Here is a 19,118-nt window from a genome sequence, read left to right as displayed (position 1 = left end):
GCGTTACCCCAGCTTCACGTTGTCGATGCCGACGATCTTGTCATAGGCCCAGTAGAGGACCAGCACGACCGCCAGGAGGATGGCGCCCAGCGCGGCCGCAAGACCCCAGTTGAGCGACGAGGAAATGTGATAGGCAATCCGGTTCGAAATGAATGTCCCGGTGGTGCCGCCGACGATTTCCGGCGTGATGTAATAGCCGATCGCCAGGATGAAGACGAGGATGGAGCCCGCCCCGATCCCCGGCACCGATTGCGGGAAATAGACACGCCAGAACGCCGTCCAATTGGTCGCGCCCAGCGATTTCGCCGCCCGCAGATAGGTTGGCGGAATGGTCTGCATCACCGAATACATCGGCAGGATCATGAACGGCAGCAGGATATGCGTCATCGCCACGATGGTGCCGAACTGGTTGTTGATCATCACCAATCGCGACCCGTCCCCGACAAGGCCCATCCAGACCAGTACGTCATTTATCACGCCCTGCTGTTGCAACATCACCTTCCACGCCGAGGTTCGCACCAGAAGCGAGGTCCAGAACGGCAGCAGCACCAGAATCATCAGAAGGTTTGCGGTGCGCATCGGCAGGTTGGCCAGCAACCAGGCGATGGGATAGCCCAGCAGGATGCACGACCCCATGATCATCAGCGACATGAACAGCGTGCGACGAAACAACTTGCCGTAGATCTGTTCGTTGTCGGGCCGCATCTCGAACCCGTCGGCACCCAGTTGGCCATCCACGGCATTCATGAAATAGCCCGGCGTGTAATCCGGCGAATAGACTTGCAGCGTCTTCCAGATCTCGGGCGACAGCCAATCCTCGTCCGCGTCCTCGAACTGCGCCTGCAGGGAAACCGTCTCGAACTCTCCGACGGCGGCGGCAGCCTGTTCCAGGCGCGGGCTGACACCGGCGACATCGGCGCCATTCGTCAGGTCGGAATACAAGGCGGTGAACAGGAAATCCTCGACATCCTCTTCCAGCACCTTGTCGCCTTCGTCCACGTTATACTGCTTCCACCGCTCCCAGGTCCGGGCGGTGAAGGGCAGATGCTCGGCCGCCGGGCCGCTCAGCATTGCGGCCCATGTCTTGGGATCGGCCCATGTCGGGTCCAGCGCGGTGAATTGTTCGGTGTAGATGTCGGTGTCGAACCGGTCCACCCGCCGCCCCGTCTTGCGAAACAGCGAGGACACGCCGGTCTGTTCATAGTTCAGTCGGGTGCCCAGCCGGGTGTGGTTCTTGTATTCGGCAGCGAACCACATATCGACATAGAGCGCGGTGAACGCGTCATCGCCGGGCAGCTCCTGCGCCTCTGAATCCCAATCGGCCAGCACATCCACCGTTTCGGGCAGCGTTTCGGACACGATCTGGTTCTCCACCGATCGGAACAGCATGTCGCCGATGGGCACGATGAAGGTCACGAGAACAAAGATCAGCAGTGGCGCGATCAGCATCAGCGCGCGCATCTTCTCCCGCCGCAAGGCGCGGCTGAGACTGCGTTTCAGCGGCGTGCCGTCAGCGGCCAGCATCGGGCCGGATTGGTCCTCCGCCTGATCGGCAGAGCGTAAGGCATTGTCCGGTGTGGGTCCGGTAACCTTGTCCGGTCCGGTACTGCTGTCGGTCATGTCAGGCGCCCTCCACGACGATAATGGTGCTGGTGGCGGACCTGCGGCGTATCGCGGCGACCTCCTGGTATTCGGGGTCGTGATACGCGGCGCGGGCCGCGTCGTAGCTTGGAAATTCTATGACCACGTGGCGGCTTTCGGCCGTCCCCTCGGGCGTCTCGGACGTACCGCCGCGCACGACAAACCGGCCGCCGAGGCGCTCCAGAATGGGCGTGTCGAGACGGATGTATTCCGCGTAATCGTCGGGGTCGTTCACGGTGATATGGCCGATGATGTACCCTTTGGGCATCGTCGCGTCTTCCCTGTGGTTCTTGTTGTTCCGCGCCGCCTCTCCGGGCGGTTCGGGAAACCGGCCCCCCGAAACGGGGACCGGTGCGGAGCGGACACGTGGCCCGCCCGTCAGGCGCTATGCCTTATTGTGCCAGCCAGGACTGGAACTTGGCGTCGATGTCGTCGCGGTAATCCGCCCAGAACTCGTAGTTGTAGAGGAACGTGTTCCCGGCATTGGCCGGATCGGTGGGCATGTGCGGACCCATCTCGATGCCCAGTTCGGCGTGCTGACCGACCAGCGGCGCGGAGGACGCGCGTGCCGGGCCGTAGGAGATGTATTTCGCCTGGTCAGCCAGACGCTGGGTGTCGGTGGCGAACTTCACGAAGTCCATCACGCGGGCCAGACGATCCTCGGGCAGGCCGGTCGGGATGATCCAGCCGTCCAGGTCGAACACCTGCGCGTCCCACATCATGGCGACGGGCTGGTCCTGCTCCTCGATCACCGAGAACAGGCGACCGTTGTAGGTGGAACCCATGAAGACTTCGCCATCGGCCAGCAGCTGCGGCGTGTCGGCGCCGGCGGACCACCAGATCACGTCGTCCTTGATGGTGCCCAGCTTGGCCAGGGCCTGGTCCTGCCCTTCGGGCGTGGCGAGAACGTCGTAGACGTCTTCCTTGGCCACGCCGTCACACAGCAGCGCCCATTCCATGTTGTTGATCGGACGCTTTTCCAGCGACCGCTTGCCCGGATAGGTTTCCAGGTCGAAGACATCGCAAATCTCGCTGGGCGCGTCGGCGCCTTCGGGAACCATGTCGGTGCGGTAGCCGAAGGTGGTGGAATAGACGATCTGCGGGATGTAGCAATCGCTCACCAGCATGTCGCCGAAATCATCCTCGGCCTTGGAGCCGTCGTCGCCGTCGGCCAGCATCTCGTTGAAGTCGATTTCCATCGCCAGGCCTTCGTCGCACAGACGAATTGCGTCCGCCGCGACGACGTCGACCAGATCCCAGGTGATGTTGTCGGCTTCGTTCATGGCGCGGAGCTTGGCCACGGCCTCGTTGGAGCTTTCGTCCCAGACGATATTCACGTCGGAATTCATCTCCTGGTAGGGCTCCACATAAGCTTTCTGCTGGCTCGCCTGATAGGCGCCGCCCCAGGACACAAGCGTCATGTCGTTGGCCATGTGGCTTTCGGCATGGGCCGAACCCGTGGCGACGGTCAGCGCCGCGGTCGCCAGAAGGGTGTTGGTCAGTTTCATACTGGTCTCCCTAGTTTTACCCGTTTTGGGATTTGTTTGGGCGTCCCGTCACGGGTGCAGACGGGATGCCGCATCGGTCCGCGCCGGACTGGCGGCGCGGATATGCCTTCTCACGCGTCGAGCGCGTGACAATCCTCGGGCAGCCAGCCGATTTCGATCTGCTGGCCGGGCGTCAGACGCTGCTGGTCCGGCGCGTTCCGGGTCTTGATGATGAAATCGTCCTTGCCGGCCACGCGCAGGCGGGTCCGGAAAATGTCGCCCATGTAAATGAATTCAAGCACTTCGGCCTTCAGGGTGTGGGCATCGTCGGACAGGCGGTCACGGTTGTATTCCACCCGCTCAGGCCGGATCGACACCTGCGTCCGATCCCCCACGCCGCCGACATTCACCGCCTTGGCGTCGATGACCTCGCCGTCGTCCAGCTCGACCGTGCACAGACCGCCCGGGCGGATCTCCTTGACCACGCCTTGCAGGGTGTTGTTCTCCCCGATGAACTGCGCGACGAACGAATTCTGCGGGCTTTCGTAGAGCTGATCGGGCGGCGCAAGCTGCTGGATGCGGCCATCGTCGAACACTGCAACCCGGTCCGACATGGTCAGCGCCTCGGTCTGGTCGTGGGTCACGTAAACCACGGTGATCCCCAGGTCATGCGCCAGCTTGGTGATCTCGAATTGCAGGGTTTCGCGCAGCTGCTTGTCCAGCGCGCCCAGCGGCTCGTCCATCAGCACCAGTTCGGGTTCGAATACCAGCGCGCGCGCCAGGGCGATCCGCTGCTGCTGGCCACCTGACAGTTGCGCCGGACGGCGGCCGCCGAAATCGCCCATCTGCACCATGTCCAGCGCACGCATGATCTTGGCCTCGCGGTCGGACTTGCCGATCTTGCGGACCTCCAGCGGAAAGGCGAGGTTCTCGGCCACGGTCATGTGCGGAAACAGGGCATAGTTCTGGAACACCATGCCGATCCCGCGTTTGTGCGGGGGGATGTTGTTGATCGGCTTGCCGTCCAGCTTGATCTCGCCGTGGGTCGCGGTTTCGAACCCGGCCAGCATCATCAAACAGGTCGTCTTTCCCGATCCCGACGGTCCCAGCATCGTCAGGAATTCGCCCTTTGGCATCGTGAGGTTCAAGTCTTTGACGACAAGTATCTCGCCGTCATAGCTTTTCTGCACGCGTTCGAATTCCACGAACGCGGCGCTCTCCGTTGTTTCAGCCAAGATTGGCTCCCCGTTTTTTCCTGCGGCTTTTGCCGCTTATCGTTTAACAACTAAACAGACACAGAGGGTCCAGTGCAACCGTCGGCTGCCCCCCGCTTACAGGAAGAAGCCGATTCGACTCTCTGATCAAGTGACCTAGGGCATACCTTGCGGAAGTCTCGCCTCAATTTCAGGCACTGCCCGAAGACGACCCATTCCGCAACGGAAACGACACCGGTTCCACTGCGGTTTTCACGATATTTTACAATATGTTGCCGCTTATCCTGAAAACGTGCCCAATTGCGTGGCAAAGGCGCATCTTTTGCGCCTTGTGGCCCTGTCGGGTGCGGGAATCTGCATTGCTGCGAGACGCGCCCCCGTGTTCAAAGAAAAAATGCCAAGGCCCGGCAAATGGGGAGACCTGCCATGATGGAACTGCAAAAACATCTGCCCTTTTCCGATGAGGAATATCAACGCCGCCTGAACAAGACCCGCGCCGCGATGGAACGCGCCGGAATCGAGGTGCTGAATGTCACCGACCCGTCGAACATGGCCTGGCTGACCGGCTATGACGGGTGGAGCTTTTACGTGCACCAGGGTGTCGTGGTCTTTCTCGATCGCGATCCGTGGTGGTGGGGCCGGATGCAGGACCGTAACGGGGCATTGCGCACCGTCTGGATGGAAGACAGCCGGATCCACGGCTACATCGACAGTTTCGTGCAATCCACCGACCGCCACCCGATGCAGGACCTGGCCTCCAACCTTGTGGCCATGGGGGTAGGCACCGCGCGGATCGGCGTGGAGATGGAGAATTACTACTACTCCGCCCGCGCCCATGCCGTTCTGACCGCCGAACTGCCTGACGCCACCTTTGTCGATGGCACCGCGCTGGTGAACTGGTGCCGCGCGGTGAAATCGGACGAGGAACTGGTCTTCATGCGCCGCGCCGCGCGCATTTCGGAGAAGATCATCGACGGGCTGCTGGACCGCGTCGAACCCGGCGTACCCAAGAACGAGATCGTGGCCGAGATCTACCGCGACGCGATTCGCGGCGTCGATGACGGCTGGGGCGACTACGCGGCCATTCCGCCGCTGTTGCCCTCCGGCTCTGACGCTGCGGCGCCGCATCTCACCTGGGACGGCCGCGCGTTCAAGGAGGGCGAGGCGACGTTTTTCGAGATTTCGGGCTGCTACCGCCGCTATCACGCGCCGTTCTGCCGGACGCTTTACCTGGGGCAGCCGTCGGACATCCTTCTGGCGGCGGAGGACGCGCTGGTCGAAGGGCTGGAAGCGGGGATCGACGCGGCCCGCGCCGGCAACCGCGCCTGCGATGTCGCCCATGCCCTGGCCGCGCCCTTGGAGCGGGCCAACATCACCCGTGGCGAACGCTGCGGCTATCCCATCGGGCTGAGCTACCCCCCAGATTGGGGGGAGCGGACGATCTCCTTCCGGGCAGAGGACGAAACGGTGCTGGAGGCGGGGATGACCTTCCACTTCATGCCCGGCCTGTGGATGGCTAACTGGGGGCTGGAGATCACCGAATCCATCCTCATCACCCCGGACGGCCCGGCGGAAACGCTGTGCAACCGGCCCCGCAAGATGTTCGTGAAGACATGACCGATCTCGCCACTGCCACCAACATCCTGGAAGAGCTGATCGCCTTTCCCACCGTGTCCTCGGACAGCAATCTGGACATGATGGCCGCCATGGCCAACCGTCTGGACGATTGCGGCGCGCGGGTGGAAATCCACGCCGACACGACGGGGCGCAAGGCCAACCTCTTTGCCACCATCGGGCCGGAGGCACCGGGCGGCATCATGCTGTCCGGCCATTCCGACGTTGTCCCGGTGGAGGACCAGCCCTGGACCGCCGATCCCTTTGCCATGCGGGCCGAGGGCGGGCTGTTCTACGGGCGCGGCACCTGCGACATGAAGGGGTTCATCGCCGCCTGCCTGGCGATGGCGCCCGCCTATGCCCGCCGCACCCTGCGCCGGCCGATCCATTTCGCCTTTACCCATGACGAGGAGGTCGGCTGCCTGGGGGCCCAGTCCCTCGCCGCATTGCTGTCGGATCGGGAGGTCAAGCCCGCGCTGGCCATCATCGGTGAACCGACCGAAATGCGCATCATCGAGGGGCACAAGGGGTGCTGTGAATACACCACCCGCTTTACCGGGCTGGAAGGGCATGGATCGCTGCCCGACCAGGGGGTGAACGCGGTGGAATTCGCCACCTACTTCGTCACCCGCCTGCTGGAACTGCGCGCAGCCCTGCAAATCCGCGCGCCAGAGGGATCGCGGTTCGATCCGCCGTGGACGACGATCAACATCGGCCGCCTGACCGGCGGGCATGTACACAACGTCATCCCCGGCGCGGCGGAAGTGGATTGGGAAATGCGGCCCGTGCAGGATCAGGACCGCGTCTGGGTGCGCGAACAATTGGAGGAATACGTGGACAGCCAGCTGCTGCCCGCCATGCGCCGCATCTGGCCCGCCGCCAGTATCGAGACGGACATCATCGGAGAGGTCGCCGGGCTGGAACCCATGGATCTGAACGCCGCCCGCGCGCTGGTGTCGGAGCTGACGGGCGCCAATTCCGCCGATGTCGTCGCCTTCGGCACAGAGGCTGGGCTGTTTCAGCAGATCGGTATGTCCGCGGTGATCTGCGGCCCCGGCTCCATCACCCAGGCGCACAAGCCCGACGAATTCCTGGCCGCGTCGCAATTGTCGCTGTGCATGGACATGCTGCACCGCCTGGGCGCCCGGCTGGGTCCGCGGCATTGAGAGCAGGGCGCAAGGCGTAATCCCGGGCGGCCCCCGGCCCCGCGATCAGGCGCGGCCGGGGGCGTTTCCCGGATGGTCAGGCTGCGGTGAACAATCCCGCCTCTTTCACCGCCGCCATGCCTTCATCCAGGGACCGGCGGGCGCGGGTGATCAGCTCGTCGATCTCTGCCCGCGTGATGACCAGCGGCGGTGAAATGATCATCCGGTCGCCGACATGGCGCATGATCAGATTGTTGGCAAAGCACCGCTCCCGAACCATGTAGCCGACTGTCCCGGCATCGGCGGCGAATTTCGCGCGCCGCGTCTTGTCCGGGGTCAGTGCCAGCGATCCCATCATGCCGACGATCCGGGCCTCGCCCACCATCGGGTGATCGGCCAGCGCCTCGAATTGCTGTTGCAGATAGGGGCCGGTGTCCTCCGCCACGCGCTGGACGATGGCTTCCTCCTCCAGGATACGCAGGTTTTCCAGCGCCACGGCTGCGGCGACCGGGTGGCCGGAATAGGTGTAACCGTGGTTGAACTCCGTCGCGCCGATCACGGCGGCGATCTCGTCACTGACGATGGAGCCACCGATGGGCTGGTAGCCGGACGACAGCCCCTTGGCGATGGTCATGATATCCGGCGTGAGTCCCATGGTCTGAGAGCCGAACCAGGCTCCCGTCCGGCCAAAACCGCAAATCACCTCGTCCGCGACAAGCAGGATCTCCCGCTCCTTGCAGATGCGCGAAATCTCGGGCCAGTAGGTTTCGGGCGGCACGATCACGCCACCGGCGCCCTGCACCGGTTCCGCGATGAAGGCGGCGATGGAGTCTTCGCCCAGCTCGTCGATCTTGGCTTCAAGCTGACGGGCACAATACAGGCCGAAATCGTCAGGGGACATGTCGCCGCCCTCGGACCACCAATCGGGCTGATCGATATGGGCGATGCCGGGAATCGGCATCCCGCCCTGCGCATGCATCCCCTTCATCCCGCCAAGAGAGCCGGAGCCGACGGAGGATCCGTGATAGGCGTTCCAGCGCGAGATGATCGTCTGTTTGGCTGGCTTGCCCTTTTCTGCCCAATACGTCCGCACCATGCGCAGATTGGTGTCATTCGCCTCGGACCCGGAGCCGGCGAAAAAAACATGGTTCAGATCACCGGGCGCCAGCTCCGCCAGCTTGGCAGCCAATTGCAGCGCCGGCACGGTCGTGGTCATGAAGAAGGTGTTGTAATAGGGCAGTTCGCGCATCTGGCGCGCCGCCACGTCGGCCAGTTCGGACCGGCCATAGCCGATGTTGACGCACCACAGCCCTGCCATCGCGTCCAGGATCTGCGCCCCCTCGCTGTCGCGCAGCCAGATGCCGTTCCCGCCGGTGATGACCCGCGCACCCCGCGCCGCAAGGTCGGTCTGGGTGGTGAACGGGTGCATGTGGTGGGCGGCATCCAACGTCTGAAGCGCCGCCGTTTCCATATGATTGGTAAGGTCCTGCATGGAGACTCCGCTTTTTCTTGTCGAAGGTCACGCTACATCCGGTTCAGGGCAAACGCCATATTGCGCAGACGCCGGATTATTGCTTGGATCGGCGCGCAAGGACGAGAGAACCAAGTCCGACGGGAGAACATCATGACCAAACAGATCGTCACGCTCACAGCCGTCCTGGCACTGGGGGCAACCGCCGCCCTGGCCGAGGAAGTGCGCGTCTACAACTGGTCCGACTACATCGACGAAGAGCTGCTGACCAAGTTCGAAGAAGACACCGGGATCGAGCTGATCTACGACGTCTTCGATTCGAACGAATTGCTGGAAACCAAGATGCTGGCCGGGGGCTCCGGCTATGACGTCGTGGTGCCCACCGGGACGTTCCTGCAACGTCAGATCGCGGCCGGATCGTTTCAGAAGCTGGACAAGTCCCAGCTGCCCAACCACGAAAACCTGTGGGACGTCATCCAGAAGCGCACAGATGTCTACGATCCGGGCGGCGAATATTCCATCAACTACATGTGGGGCACCACCGGGCTGGGCGCCAATGTCGGCAAGGTGACCGAAATTCTGGGCGAGGACGCGCCCCTGGACAGCCTGTCCCTGATTTTTGATCCCGCGAATGCGGAACAGCTTCAGGAATGCGGCATCCACGTTCTGGATGCCCCGACAGAGATGATCCCCGCCGCCCTGACCTATGCCGGCTGGGACAATCCCGATGACAAGAGCGAGGAAGCCCTGGCCAAGGCCGAAGAAGTGCTGAGCGCGATCCGCCCCTACGTGCAGAAATTCCACAGCTCCGAATACATCAACGCGCTGGCGAACGGCGACATCTGCGTCGCCTTCGGCTGGTCCGGGGACATCCTGCAATCGCGCGACCGCGCGGACGAGGCCGACAATGGCGTCGAGATCGTGTTCAACGCTCCCAAGGAGGGCGCGCTGATGTGGTTCGACCAGATGGCCATTCCCGTGGATGCGCCGAACCCCGAGGGTGCGCATAAATTCCTGAACTTCATCATGGATGCGGAAAACGCGGCGGCGGCGTCGAACTACGTCTATTACGCCAACGGCAACAAGGCCGCGCAGGACCATCTGATCGACGACGTGAAGAACGATCCGGCGATCTACCCCAGCGACGAGACGCTGGAGAACCTCTACACCGTCACCCCCTTCGGTCCCAAGGAACAGCGCCTGCTGACCCGGACCTGGACCCGGATCAAATCCGGCACCTGAACGTCCACCGGGCCCGCGTCTTGGCGCGGGCCCAATTCATTTTGCAGGTGACATGCCACAAACCGTATTCGCCCCCTGGGCCGACCCGTCCAACAAACCCCTGATCCGCTTTCAGCAGGTCACCAAACGCTTCGGCGATTTCACGGCGGTCGATTCGCTTGATCTCGACATCTACGAACGCGAATTCTTTGCCCTGCTGGGCCCGTCCGGTTGCGGCAAGACCACGCTGATGCGGATGCTTGCCGGGTTCGAGAACGCGACCGAGGGAAAGATCCTTCTGGCCGATCAGGACATCGCGCCGATCCCGCCGAACCGGCGGGCGGTCAACATGATGTTCCAAAGCTACGCGCTGTTCCCGCATCTGTCGGTCTGGGACAACATCGCCTTTGGCCTGCGCCGGGAGACATCCGACAAGGAAAAGATCGCCGCCCGCGTCGAGGAGATGGTCAAGCTGACGCGTCTGGGCAAATTCGCCCGCCGCAAACCGCACCAGCTGTCCGGCGGCCAACGGCAACGCGTGGCGCTGGCCCGCAGCCTGGCCAAGGCGCCAAAGCTTCTGTTGCTGGACGAACCGCTGGGCGCGCTGGACAAGAAACTGCGCGAGGAAACCCAGTTCGAGCTGGTCGATATTCAGGAAAGCACCGGCACCACCTTTGTCATCGTTACCCACGACCAGGAAGAGGCGATGACCGTCGCCTCCCGCATCGCGGTGATGGACGAGGGGAAGCTGATCCAGGTCGACACCCCCGACCGCATCTACGAGGCGCCCGGATCGGTCTATGTCGCGGATTTCATCGGTGACGTGAACATCATCCCCGGCCGCGCCCACCAGACGGGCGACCGCGTGCAGATGGTCTGGGCCGAAGGGCAACCGCCCTTGTCGGCCACCACCACCCGCGATTTCGGCATCGACCAGACCTGTTACCTGGCGATCCGCCCCGAGAAGATCGCCATTTCCGCCGAACGGCCCCAGGCCGCCAACTCGGTGCAGGGAGAGGTCGTGGATATCGCCTATCTGGGCAATATCTCCACCTATCACGTCCGCATTCCCAGCGGAGAGACGATCAAGGCGCAGGAGGCCAACACCCGCCGCATTTCCCGCCGGTCCTTCACCTGGGAAGACAAGGTCTGGCTGTCCTGGTCGCAGACCGCCGGCGTGTTGCTGGACCGTTGATGCCCCGCCGCACCACATATCCGCCGCAAGGATCCCGCCCATGCGCCGCCTGATCGTTGTCGCCATCCCGTATCTGTGGCTTCTGGCGCTGTTTCTGGTGCCCTTCCTGATCGTGCTGAAGATCTCGCTCAGCGATGTGGCACTGGCCCGACCGCCCTACCTGCCGCAGATCGACTGGTCGGCGGGCTGGCAGGGTTTCCACGATTTCCTGTCACAACTGGATTTCGAGAATTTCATCTTCCTGACGGAGGATAATCTTTACTGGAAGGCCTATCTGTCCTCCCTTCGGATCGCGTTCCTTGCCACGCTGATGACGCTGATCGTGGGCTTTCCCATCGCTTACGCCATGTCCCGCGCCCCGGTGCATTGGCGCGCCACGCTGATGATGCTGATCATCCTGCCATTCTGGACCTCCTTCCTGATCCGGGTCTACGCATGGATGGGAATTCTGTCGCAGGGCGGGCTGTTGAATGCCTTCCTGTTGTGGCTGGGCGTGATCTCCGAACCGCTGACCATCCTGAACACCGACATCGCCGTCTATATCGGCATCGTCTACACCTACCTGCCGTTCATGATCCTGCCGATCTACGCCACGCTGGAGAAACTGGACGAAAGCCTGATCGAGGCGGCGGAGGATCTGGGTTGTTCCCGCACCCGCGCCTTCTGGCTGGTGACGGTGCCGCTATCGCGGCCAGGCATCATCGCGGGCTGTTTCCTGGTATTCATCCCGACCATCGGTGAATTCGTCATCCCCTCGCTGCTGGGCGGATCGCGGACATTGATGATCGGCAAGATCCTGTGGGAAGAATTCTTCAACAATCGCGACTGGCCCGTGGCTTCCGCCGTGGCGGTGATCCTGCTGCTGATCCTGATCGTGCCCATCATCCTGTTTCAGAAGAACGAACAGAAAAACCGGGAGGCCGAGGGATGAACCGTCTCAGCTGGTTCAACACCGTATCTCTGACCCTTGGCATGGCGTTTCTCTACCTGCCGATGGTCATCCTGGTGGTCTATTCCTTCAACGCATCCAAACTCGTCACCGTCTGGGCCGGATTCTCCACCCAATGGTACGGCGAATTGCTGCGGAACGAGGCCTTTCTCGACGCCGCGCTGGTCACCGCGCAGGTCGGGCTGATCTCCTCCACCATCGCGACGGTGCTGGGGACCATGGCGGCCTATGCGCTGGTGCGGCTGGGGCGGTTTCCGGGCCGCACGCTGTTCTCGGGCATGATCTACGCGCCGCTGGTGATGCCCGAGGTGATCACCGGCCTGTCGCTGCTGCTGCTGTTCATCGGGCTGAACATGGATCGCGGTGTGCTGACCATCGTGCTGGCGCATACGACGTTTTCCATGTGCTATGTCTCGGTGGTGGTGTCCTCCCGGCTGGTGAGTTTCGACAAATCGGTGGAAGAGGCGGCGCTGGACCTGGGCGCGACGCCCTGGCAGACCTTTCGTCTGGTCACCCTGCCGATCATCGCCCCGGCCGTGATCTCGGGCTGGCTGCTGGCCTTTACCCTGTCGCTGGATGATCTGGTGATCGCGTCCTTCACCGCCGGACCGTCGGCCACGACCCTGCCGATGAAAATCTTTTCCGCCGTGCGGCTTGGCGTCTCGCCCGAGATCAACGCCCTGTCGACGCTGATGATCGCGGTGGTGGCGGTGGGAGTTATCACCGCCTCCCTGATCACCAAGCGCAGCGCCCTGCGCCAGCAGCGCGAGGAACGCGAAGCCGCCCGCGCCGAGGCGCAGGCCACGACCCCCTTCGCATGACGATCCACCCATGACCCGGTTCGCATGAAACATCGCCACATCTATGGGCCGCATGCCTATTCCCGCATGCCCATCGCCGATTGCTACTGGTCGCAAGACGTGCCCGATGCGGCATTGGACCATCCCCCCGCCACCGGGCGCATCCGCTGCCGCACCCTGGTGATCGGAGCGGGCTACACCGGGTTGAACGCGGCGCTGGCACTGGCCGAGGATGGCGGCGACGTCATGGTGCTGGATGCGCAATTCCCCGGCTTTGGCGCCTCGGGGCGCAATGGCGGGTTCTGCTGCCTGGGGGGGTCCCGCGCGTCGGACGGGGCGCTGCGCCGGTTCGGCACCAAGGCCCCCGCACAGGTCCGCCAGGCCGAAGCCGCCGCCATCGCTCATGTCGACGCCCTGCTGAACCGGCTGGGCATCGACGTCGACCGCCATTCCCGGGGCGAAGCCGTGATGGCCCACAGCCCCGCCATGATGAAGACCCTGCGCGCCGAGGCCGAGACCCTGAACCGTCACGGCCTGTCCGCGCAGTTGATCGAACGCGCCGACCTGCCCGCGCACGGGTTGCACGGACCGAAGTGGCACGGGGCGCTGCATGTCGATGCGGGCTTTGCCCTGCATCCGCGCAAGTATCTGGCCGGGCTGGCGCGCGCCGCCACCCGCGCGGGCGCCCGCATCCATGGCCGCAGTCCCGTGACCGAGGTCCGCGCCGGGGGAAGACAGCTTTGCGTGACCACCCCCACGGCAGAGGTGGAGGCCGATCGCCTGATCGTGGCCACCAATGGCTACATGTCCGAAACCCTGATCCCGTGGTTCCGCAACCGCACCCTGCCCGCACAAAGCGCCGTGATCGCCACCCGCCCCCTGACGGCGCCGGAGCTGGAGGCCCAGGGCTGGACCGCGCCCACCATGGCCTACGAGGAACGGCGCCTGCTGCACTACTTTCACCTGACGCCCGACAACCGCATGGTCTTTGGCCAGCGCGGCGGGCTGATCGCCACGGCGGCGAATGATCGGCGCATCCGGGCGCGGGTCCGGGCGGATTTCGACCGGCTGTTCCCGGAATGGCGCGGGGTGGAGACGCCGTTCAGCTGGTCGGGGATGGTCTGCCTGACGGCCTCGCTGACCCCCTATTGCGGGCCGATTCCGGGGTTGCCGGGGGCGTTCACCGCCTTTGGCTACCATGGCAACGGGGTGGCCATGGGCAGTTACCTGGGCGCCATGCTGGCCGACCTGACCGAAAGCCGCTGCCCGCGCAACCCGCTGCCCCTGGCCTTTACCGCGCCGCCCCCGCGCTTCCCGCTGGGGCGGGCCCGGCGGTTGTGGCTGGCGGCGGAATACGGCTGGGCACGGCTGACCGACTGACCTTGCGTGCGCTCAGCCGCCCCATTGCATGGTCTTGGCCTCGCGGGCCTTGTTCCGCTGGATGCCCAGGTGGCGTTCACGCAGGATGATCGCCACGCCCGCGCCGATGATGATCAACGCGCCGATCAGCATCTGGGCCGTCGGAACCTCCGCAAAGATCAGATAGCCGATGGCCAGCGCGAAAATCATCGAGGCATAGTCGAACGGCGCCACCAGGCTGGCATCGGCAAAGCGGTAGGACGATGTCAGAAAGATCTGCCCGACCCCACCGATCAGCCCCGCCAGCACCAGGTACAGGCATTCCCGCGTCTCGGGGATCGCCCAGCCGAACGGTGCAGTGCACAGCGCCAGCACGCTGGAGGTGCAGCTGAACCAGAACACGATCGCGCTGGTCTGTTCGACCTTCACCATGTTGCGGATGTGAACCTGCGCCAGCGCCGCGCAGACCGCGCCCAGCAGGACGATGACCGCGCCGGCGGCCTCGCCCATTTCCACGGTGGGACCGCGCAGGGCGGTCAGGCGGGGGGACAGGACGATCAGCACGCCGATCAGCCCCACGGCCACGGTGGTGATGCGAAAGACGCCGACCTTTTCGTCCAGGAACATCGCGGCAAAGACGACTGTCAGCAGCGGCGCAGCATAGCCCAGGGCCGTGACCTCCGGCAGGGGCAGAAGGGCAAGCCCGGCGAACATCGATCCCATCGCGCAAGACCCGATGAACCCGCGCCAGACATGGGCCATGGGCGATTTCACCCGCAGGCCGGTGCGTAATTCGCCGCGCGCCACCACCCAGAGAAAAATCACCGGCAGCGCAAAGAACGAGCGGAAGAACACCGCCTCGCCCGGCGGCACCTGGTCCGAGGCCGCCTTGATCAGGGCCGACATGGTGATGAAGCACAGCACCGCCACCAGTTTGAACGTGATCCCCTTCAGTGGTTGCATGTTCCGCCTGTCCGTTGCTGCCATTCCGTTCTCTGCCCCTGCGCCGCAGAGGTCAATCGCAACGCCAGCCTTGCGACATCCGGCCTGTGCCCCGCCTCGCGGGCGGCCCTGTGCGGGGCCCTGCGCGGCGCGGCAGGATTGACCTTGGCCCGCCGGGCGCCCAAGGTCAGGGGCAAATGCGCGCCCGCCGCGCCCAGCACGGAGTAACCGAGATGCCACAGGCCCTGACCAGACCCCTTGTTGCGGCGCTGCCGCTGATCCTGCTTGCGGCAACAGCCCAGGCCCATACCGGCGAAGGCGTGTCGGGCGGGTTTCTCAGCGGGTTCACCCATCCGATCCTGGGCTGGGACCACGTGGTCGCCATGGTGGCCGTCGGCCTGTGGGGGGCGGTGCTGGGCCGGCCGGCGCTTTGGGTGCTGCCGGTGGTCTTTCCCATGGTGATGGCCCTGGGCGGCGCGGCCGGGGTGCTGGGCGTGCCGCTTCCGGCGGTCGAGACGGGGATCGCGCTGTCGGGTGTGGTGCTGGGCCTGCTGGTCGCCTTTGCCGTGCGCGCGCCGATCGGCGTCGCTGCGGTGATCGTCGGCGCCTTCGCGATCTTCCATGGTCATGCCCATGGCACCGAACTGCCGGTGGCTGCCAACCCGGTGGCCTATGGCGTCGGCTTCGTCATCGGCACCGGGCTGCTGCATCTGGTCGGCATCGGGCTGGGCGCCCTGGGCGGTTCCGCCACCGGGCGGGTGGTCCAACGGGCCGCAGGCGGACTGATCGCGGCCGTGGGCGGTGCGTTCCTTCTGGGCCTTGCCTGACCTCTTGCGCGGGTTCCGTCTGACCACCCTGCGCCCGGCGCTGTCCCCGGCCCTGCTGCTGACCGGCGCCGGGGGCGGGGCGTTGGCGCCGCGCCGGGTGTCGGCGCATGCCTTTGCCGCCGGATCCGACAGCTACGACGCCTTTACCGAGGGAGCCGGTTCCGTCCTGCTCTATCCGGAAGTATTGCTGCCATTGGTGGCGCTGGCCCTGCTGGCCGTTCTGCACCGGGCCGAGGCCCTGCCCCGCGTGATGCCCCTGCTGCTGGCCGGGGCCGGGCTGGCCCTGCTGCTGGCTCCGCGGTTGGGCGAGGGCACGGCACCCGCTGCCATGGGGTTCGGGATCGTTCTCGCCGCCCTTGCCGCACTGGTGCCCAACCGCCTGCCCCGTCCGGCGCTGGCGGTTCTGGCGCTGACCACCGGCGGGCTGAGCCTGAGCAGCCTGCTGCACGGGCAGGATCTGTCGGCGCTGCCGGTCACATTGCTGCTGGGCGTGCTGTTCGCCGCGCTGCTGCTGCCGATGACGGTGGGCGGAGCCGCGCGGCTGGTGATGCAGGGCACGGGCGGCTGGCGCGCCATCGCCCTGCGCGTCGCGGCCAGCTGGATCGCCGCCATTCTGCTGCTGATGCTGGCCTTTACCCTGCGGGGGTAGACCGCGCGGGCGACCGGCGGGGCCTACCCGCCCACCGGCCCGCCATATTGGGCATCGGTCACCGGCTCTTCCCAATCGGTGGTGCGACCGTCGAGCGCCTCGTGAATGGCAAGGTGGGTCATCGCCACGTCAGGCGCGGCGCCATGCCAGTGGCGCACGCCGGGCGGGAACCAGATGACATCACCGGGGCGGATCTCCTGGATCGGTTCGCCCTCGATCTGCGCGCGACCGATCCCAGCGGTGACATGCAGCGTCTGGCCCAGGGGGTGATGGTGCCAATTGGTCCGCGCGCCGGGTTCAAAGGTGACCAGCGCGGCCTGCACCCGCGCCGGGGCGGGCGGAGCGGCGACGGGGTCCATGCGCACCCGCCCGGTGAACCATTCTGCCGGGGCCTGGCGCGAAGGGCGGCTGCCGTTGCGGGAAATCTCCATCCTGTTCTCCATTCGCGTAATTCATGTGAAAAGACCCGCCCCCACAGCCGGGGCGGGCCTGTCGTCACGTCATCCGGGCGACCGCGCGGATCATTCAGCCGCATCGCGCCGGGGCAGCACCCAATCCGGGCGCGGAAAATGGCAGGTGTAGCCATTGGGGAACCGCTCCAGATAATCCTGATGCTCCGGTTCCGCCTCCCAGAAATCGCCGGCCGGCTCAACCTCCGTCACGACCTTGCCGGGCCAGAGCCCGGAGGCATCGACATCGGCAATCGTGTCCTCTGCCACCTGTTTCTGCGCCGCGTCGACATAATAGATCGCGGACCGGTAGCTAAGCCCCAGGTCATTGCCCTGCCTGTTCAGCGTCGTCGGATCGTGGATCTGAAAGAACACTTCCAGCAGCCGCCGGTAGGAAATGACTTCAGGATCGAACAGGATCTCGATCCCCTCGGCATGGGTGCCGTGGTCGCGATAGGTCGCATTCGGCACGTCCCCCCCGGTATAGCCCACGCGGGTCGCGGTGACGCCGGGCAGGTTGCGGATCAGATCCTGCATCCCCCAGAAACACCCTCCCGCCAATACGGCACGTTCTTCGCTCATCACAAATCCTCCACTTGATCGACATAGGCGCCGTAGCCCTCGGCCTCCATCTCCGCCTTGGGGATGAAGCGAAGCGCGGCGCTGTTGATGCAATAGCGCAGCCCGCCGCGGTCGCGCGGACCGTCGGGAAAGACATGGCCCAGATGGCTGTCCCCGTGCTTTGACCGGACCTCCGTACGGACCATGCCCAGGGTCCGGTCCTCGATTTCGACCACGTTGTCGGCCTCCACCGGCTTGACGAAGCTGGGCCAGCCGCAGCCGCTTTCATACTTGGCTGCCGAGGCGAACAGCGGTTCCCCCGACACCACGTCGACATAAAGCCCGCTGCGCTTGTTCTCCAGCAAGGGGCCGGTGCCGGGGCGTTCCGTGCCGCTTTCCTGAGTGACACGGTATTCTTCGGGCGTCAGCCGGGCCAGCGCCTCTTCGGTCTTGCGATAGTCAGCCATGGCTACTCCTTGTCTGCTTTCCCATGATGTGGCGGGTTCGGATCCGAAAAAAAGACCCGTCGCGCAACGGTGATCCACCGGCAGGTTTCAGCCAGATGCCGCAGCGGCAATCCAAGGGCAATGGAACTGGCGGTCTCCCGCGCAGGATTTCACGCGTTTTGCGCCGGGACAAGCAGATCCCCGCGCGGATTGCGCAAACCCCACCGCCGGGGGATCCCATTCCTGCCCCGGTCCTTATGTCCCTGTCACAGGCGGCGCCCGAGGAGAGGCTCGCCGACACACACGATCAAAGGAGAGATCCACATGACCTTCCGTTTCAAGCCGCTCGGCGTTGCCGCGATCCTCGCAGCATCCGTTTCCACCGCCGCGCTGGCCGAGGCCGAGGCCGGTCTGGGCGCTGACGTGAACACAGATGTCACCGCCAATGAAGACGGCGCTTCCGTCGGCGCGGGCGTCGATACCGGCGTCACCGCAGGGTCCGACACCACTGCCCAGGTCGGCGCCGATAGCGACCTGAACGCGACCGGCGAAACCGGCACCGCCACCGAGGGCGCCACCACGCTGCGCGCCGGCGCCAATGTCGACATCGAAGGCCTGGAAGACGGCGTTGCGGTGGATACCGTGACCGTGTCCGAAATGAACGTGAACCAGGACAGCCTGGACGCCGTGACCAATGAATTCGGCGGCGAACTGACCAGCATGCGGGAGCAGATCGACGCCAATGCCGACCTGATGGCCGCGCTGGAAGCCGAGGGCTACAGCTCGGAAGACGTGGTCAGCGTCTGGCAGACCGCCGAAGGTTCCGTCTCCGTTCTGGTCGACGACCGCTCCTGATCGGTTTCGCAAAGAACACCCGGATCGACCGGGCGTTTCTCCCCCGCATGTGTCATGGGCCGTGCGGGGGTTTTTTCGTGCCGGGACCGCTCCCGCGCTTTCCGCCGGGACCATCGCGCGGCGGAATCTTGCCGGGCGCTCACCGAAACCGGCGAAACCGCGCCGATCGGGCGGCCACACGTCGGCCGCCGGAAACCCGTTGGGCAGGCTGCGCAATTGGCGCCACGGCGCCCGCCGGAACCGGGATGTCGGGAGGCGCCGATGCCGCGCCGTCGCAGTCAGTCGGCCATAGC

Annotated in this window: 19 protein-coding genes; 10 read left to right on the top strand and 9 right to left on the bottom strand. The window is 64.8% G+C overall.

Annotation, left to right across the window (positions count from 1 at the left end):
- Positions 1-3: 3 nt before the first annotated feature.
- The 4 genes from G5A46_RS05750 to G5A46_RS05735 all read right to left on the bottom strand — a co-directional run bounded on the left by G5A46_RS05750 (position 4) and on the right by G5A46_RS05735 (position 4,363).
- Positions 4-1,620, bottom strand: a complete 1,617-nt coding sequence (locus tag G5A46_RS05750) for an ABC transporter permease (protein WP_163848138.1) — start codon at positions 1,618-1,620, stop codon at positions 4-6.
- Between the two features lies 1 nt (position 1,621).
- Positions 1,622-1,909, bottom strand: a complete 288-nt coding sequence (locus tag G5A46_RS05745; RefSeq protein WP_163848135.1) for a DUF1330 domain-containing protein — start codon at positions 1,907-1,909, stop codon at positions 1,622-1,624.
- A 124-nt stretch (positions 1,910-2,033) separates the two neighbouring features.
- The gene (locus G5A46_RS05740) at positions 2,034-3,149 is read right to left on the bottom strand and encodes an extracellular solute-binding protein (protein WP_163848134.1); all 1,116 of its coding nucleotides are present in this window, start codon (positions 3,147-3,149) and stop codon (positions 2,034-2,036) included.
- Positions 3,150-3,259: 110 nt separating this feature from the next.
- Positions 3,260-4,363 carry an ABC transporter ATP-binding protein gene (locus tag G5A46_RS05735; RefSeq protein WP_163848132.1) on the bottom strand — a complete coding sequence of 368 codons (1,104 nt, stop codon included), beginning with the start codon at positions 4,361-4,363 and terminating at the stop codon, positions 3,260-3,262.
- Positions 4,364-4,768: 405 nt separating this feature from the next.
- Between G5A46_RS05735 and G5A46_RS05730 the strand changes: the two genes are divergently transcribed.
- Both G5A46_RS05730 and argE read left to right on the top strand, forming a co-directional pair.
- Complete coding sequence (locus tag G5A46_RS05730; protein WP_239520627.1) at positions 4,769-5,959, top strand: M24 family metallopeptidase; 1,191 nt, start codon at positions 4,769-4,771, stop codon at positions 5,957-5,959.
- A complete protein-coding gene (argE, locus tag G5A46_RS05725) occupies positions 5,956-7,122 on the top strand; it encodes an acetylornithine deacetylase (RefSeq protein ID WP_163848130.1) in 1,167 nt (388 codons plus the stop codon). Before G5A46_RS05730 ends, argE begins: the two co-directional genes overlap by 4 nt.
- A 76-nt stretch (positions 7,123-7,198) precedes the next feature.
- Here argE and G5A46_RS05720 read toward each other — a convergent pair whose 3' ends face one another.
- Complete coding sequence (locus G5A46_RS05720) at positions 7,199-8,593, bottom strand: aspartate aminotransferase family protein (RefSeq protein ID WP_163848128.1); 1,395 nt, start codon at positions 8,591-8,593, stop codon at positions 7,199-7,201.
- A 132-nt stretch (positions 8,594-8,725) separates the two neighbouring features.
- Here G5A46_RS05720 and G5A46_RS05715 point away from each other — a divergent pair, with 132 nt between their 5' ends.
- Genes G5A46_RS05715 through G5A46_RS05695 form a run of 5 tightly spaced genes read left to right on the top strand, consistent with a single transcriptional unit; the run spans position 8,726 to position 14,117 of the window.
- Positions 8,726-9,814, top strand: coding sequence for a polyamine ABC transporter substrate-binding protein (locus G5A46_RS05715; RefSeq protein ID WP_163848126.1), 1,089 nt, complete (start codon positions 8,726-8,728; stop codon positions 9,812-9,814).
- A 52-nt stretch (positions 9,815-9,866) separates the two neighbouring features.
- Entirely contained in the window at positions 9,867-10,988 is a 1,122-nt protein-coding gene (locus G5A46_RS05710) for an ABC transporter ATP-binding protein (RefSeq protein WP_163848125.1), read from the top strand.
- A gap of 40 nt (positions 10,989-11,028) precedes the next feature.
- Positions 11,029-11,919, top strand: a complete 891-nt coding sequence (locus G5A46_RS05705; protein WP_163848123.1) for an ABC transporter permease subunit — start codon at positions 11,029-11,031, stop codon at positions 11,917-11,919.
- On the top strand, positions 11,916-12,758 hold the full coding sequence (locus G5A46_RS05700; protein WP_163848121.1) for an ABC transporter permease: 843 nt from the start codon (positions 11,916-11,918) through the stop codon (positions 12,756-12,758). The genes G5A46_RS05705 and G5A46_RS05700 overlap by 4 nt, the downstream gene beginning before the upstream one ends.
- Before the next feature lie 24 nt (positions 12,759-12,782).
- Positions 12,783-14,117: an NAD(P)/FAD-dependent oxidoreductase gene (locus tag G5A46_RS05695; RefSeq protein WP_163848119.1), complete on the top strand. Its 1,335-nt coding sequence runs from the start codon at positions 12,783-12,785 to the stop codon at positions 14,115-14,117.
- A 12-nt stretch (positions 14,118-14,129) separates the two neighbouring features.
- Here G5A46_RS05695 and G5A46_RS05690 read toward each other — a convergent pair whose 3' ends face one another.
- Complete coding sequence (locus tag G5A46_RS05690; protein WP_163848117.1) at positions 14,130-15,059, bottom strand: DMT family transporter; 930 nt, start codon at positions 15,057-15,059, stop codon at positions 14,130-14,132.
- A 212-nt stretch (positions 15,060-15,271) separates the two neighbouring features.
- Between G5A46_RS05690 and G5A46_RS05685 the strand changes: the two genes are divergently transcribed.
- Positions 15,272-15,865: a HupE/UreJ family protein gene (locus tag G5A46_RS05685; RefSeq protein ID WP_163848116.1), complete on the top strand. Its 594-nt coding sequence runs from the start codon at positions 15,272-15,274 to the stop codon at positions 15,863-15,865.
- Positions 15,858-16,514, top strand: coding sequence for a hypothetical protein (locus G5A46_RS05680; protein WP_204318695.1), 657 nt, complete (start codon positions 15,858-15,860; stop codon positions 16,512-16,514). Before G5A46_RS05685 ends, G5A46_RS05680 begins: the two co-directional genes overlap by 8 nt.
- A 23-nt stretch (positions 16,515-16,537) precedes the next feature.
- Here the strand turns inward: G5A46_RS05680 and G5A46_RS05675 are convergent, their stop codons facing one another.
- The 3 genes from G5A46_RS05675 to msrB form a co-directional block, all read right to left on the bottom strand.
- Positions 16,538-16,945, bottom strand: coding sequence for a (R)-mandelonitrile lyase (locus G5A46_RS05675; protein ID WP_163848112.1), 408 nt, complete (start codon positions 16,943-16,945; stop codon positions 16,538-16,540).
- Positions 16,946-17,035: 90 nt separating this feature from the next.
- A complete protein-coding gene (msrA, locus tag G5A46_RS05670) occupies positions 17,036-17,545 on the bottom strand; it encodes a peptide-methionine (S)-S-oxide reductase MsrA (RefSeq protein ID WP_204318694.1) in 510 nt (169 codons plus the stop codon).
- Positions 17,545-17,991: a peptide-methionine (R)-S-oxide reductase MsrB gene (gene msrB, locus G5A46_RS05665; protein WP_163848107.1), complete on the bottom strand. Its 447-nt coding sequence runs from the start codon at positions 17,989-17,991 to the stop codon at positions 17,545-17,547. Before msrB ends, msrA begins: the two co-directional genes overlap by 1 nt.
- 303 nt (positions 17,992-18,294) lie before the next feature.
- Here msrB and G5A46_RS05660 point away from each other — a divergent pair, with 303 nt between their 5' ends.
- Positions 18,295-18,825 carry a hypothetical protein gene (locus G5A46_RS05660; RefSeq protein ID WP_163848106.1) on the top strand — a complete coding sequence of 177 codons (531 nt, stop codon included), beginning with the start codon at positions 18,295-18,297 and terminating at the stop codon, positions 18,823-18,825.
- The last annotated feature ends 293 nt before the right edge of the window (positions 18,826-19,118 follow it).

The sequence above is a fragment of the Pseudooceanicola aestuarii genome (assembly GCF_010614805.1).
GTDB classification, from domain to species: domain Bacteria; phylum Pseudomonadota; class Alphaproteobacteria; order Rhodobacterales; family Rhodobacteraceae; genus Pseudooceanicola; species Pseudooceanicola aestuarii.
Note: the sequence above shows the minus strand (reverse complement) of the source record. Positions and strands in the feature narration are given on the sequence as shown.

Excerpts from the sequence above, each read along its gene's own strand:
- msrB (WP_163848107.1), bottom strand. The coding sequence starts at position 17,991 with ATGGCTGACTATCGCAAGACCGAAGAGGCGCTGGCCCGGCTGACGCCC.
- G5A46_RS05660 (WP_163848106.1), top strand. The coding sequence starts at position 18,295 with ATGACCTTCCGTTTCAAGCCGCTCGGCGTTGCCGCGATCCTCGCAGCA.
- G5A46_RS05720 (WP_163848128.1), bottom strand. The coding sequence starts at position 8,593 with ATGCAGGACCTTACCAATCATATGGAAACGGCGGCGCTTCAGACGTTG.
- G5A46_RS05700 (WP_163848121.1), top strand. The coding sequence starts at position 11,916 with ATGAACCGTCTCAGCTGGTTCAACACCGTATCTCTGACCCTTGGCATG.
- G5A46_RS05740 (WP_163848134.1), bottom strand. The coding sequence starts at position 3,149 with ATGAAACTGACCAACACCCTTCTGGCGACCGCGGCGCTGACCGTCGCC.
- G5A46_RS05705 (WP_163848123.1), top strand. The coding sequence starts at position 11,029 with ATGCGCCGCCTGATCGTTGTCGCCATCCCGTATCTGTGGCTTCTGGCG.
- G5A46_RS05675 (WP_163848112.1), bottom strand. The coding sequence starts at position 16,945 with ATGGAGATTTCCCGCAACGGCAGCCGCCCTTCGCGCCAGGCCCCGGCA.
- G5A46_RS05730 (WP_239520627.1), top strand. The coding sequence starts at position 4,769 with ATGATGGAACTGCAAAAACATCTGCCCTTTTCCGATGAGGAATATCAA.
- G5A46_RS05690 (WP_163848117.1), bottom strand. The coding sequence starts at position 15,059 with ATGCAACCACTGAAGGGGATCACGTTCAAACTGGTGGCGGTGCTGTGC.
- G5A46_RS05715 (WP_163848126.1), top strand. The coding sequence starts at position 8,726 with ATGACCAAACAGATCGTCACGCTCACAGCCGTCCTGGCACTGGGGGCA.
- G5A46_RS05695 (WP_163848119.1), top strand. The coding sequence starts at position 12,783 with ATGAAACATCGCCACATCTATGGGCCGCATGCCTATTCCCGCATGCCC.
- G5A46_RS05685 (WP_163848116.1), top strand. The coding sequence starts at position 15,272 with ATGCCACAGGCCCTGACCAGACCCCTTGTTGCGGCGCTGCCGCTGATC.
- G5A46_RS05750 (WP_163848138.1), bottom strand. The coding sequence starts at position 1,620 with ATGACCGACAGCAGTACCGGACCGGACAAGGTTACCGGACCCACACCG.
- argE (WP_163848130.1), top strand. The coding sequence starts at position 5,956 with ATGACCGATCTCGCCACTGCCACCAACATCCTGGAAGAGCTGATCGCC.
- G5A46_RS05710 (WP_163848125.1), top strand. The coding sequence starts at position 9,867 with ATGCCACAAACCGTATTCGCCCCCTGGGCCGACCCGTCCAACAAACCC.
- G5A46_RS05745 (WP_163848135.1), bottom strand. The coding sequence starts at position 1,909 with ATGCCCAAAGGGTACATCATCGGCCATATCACCGTGAACGACCCCGAC.
- msrA (WP_204318694.1), bottom strand. The coding sequence starts at position 17,545 with ATGAGCGAAGAACGTGCCGTATTGGCGGGAGGGTGTTTCTGGGGGATG.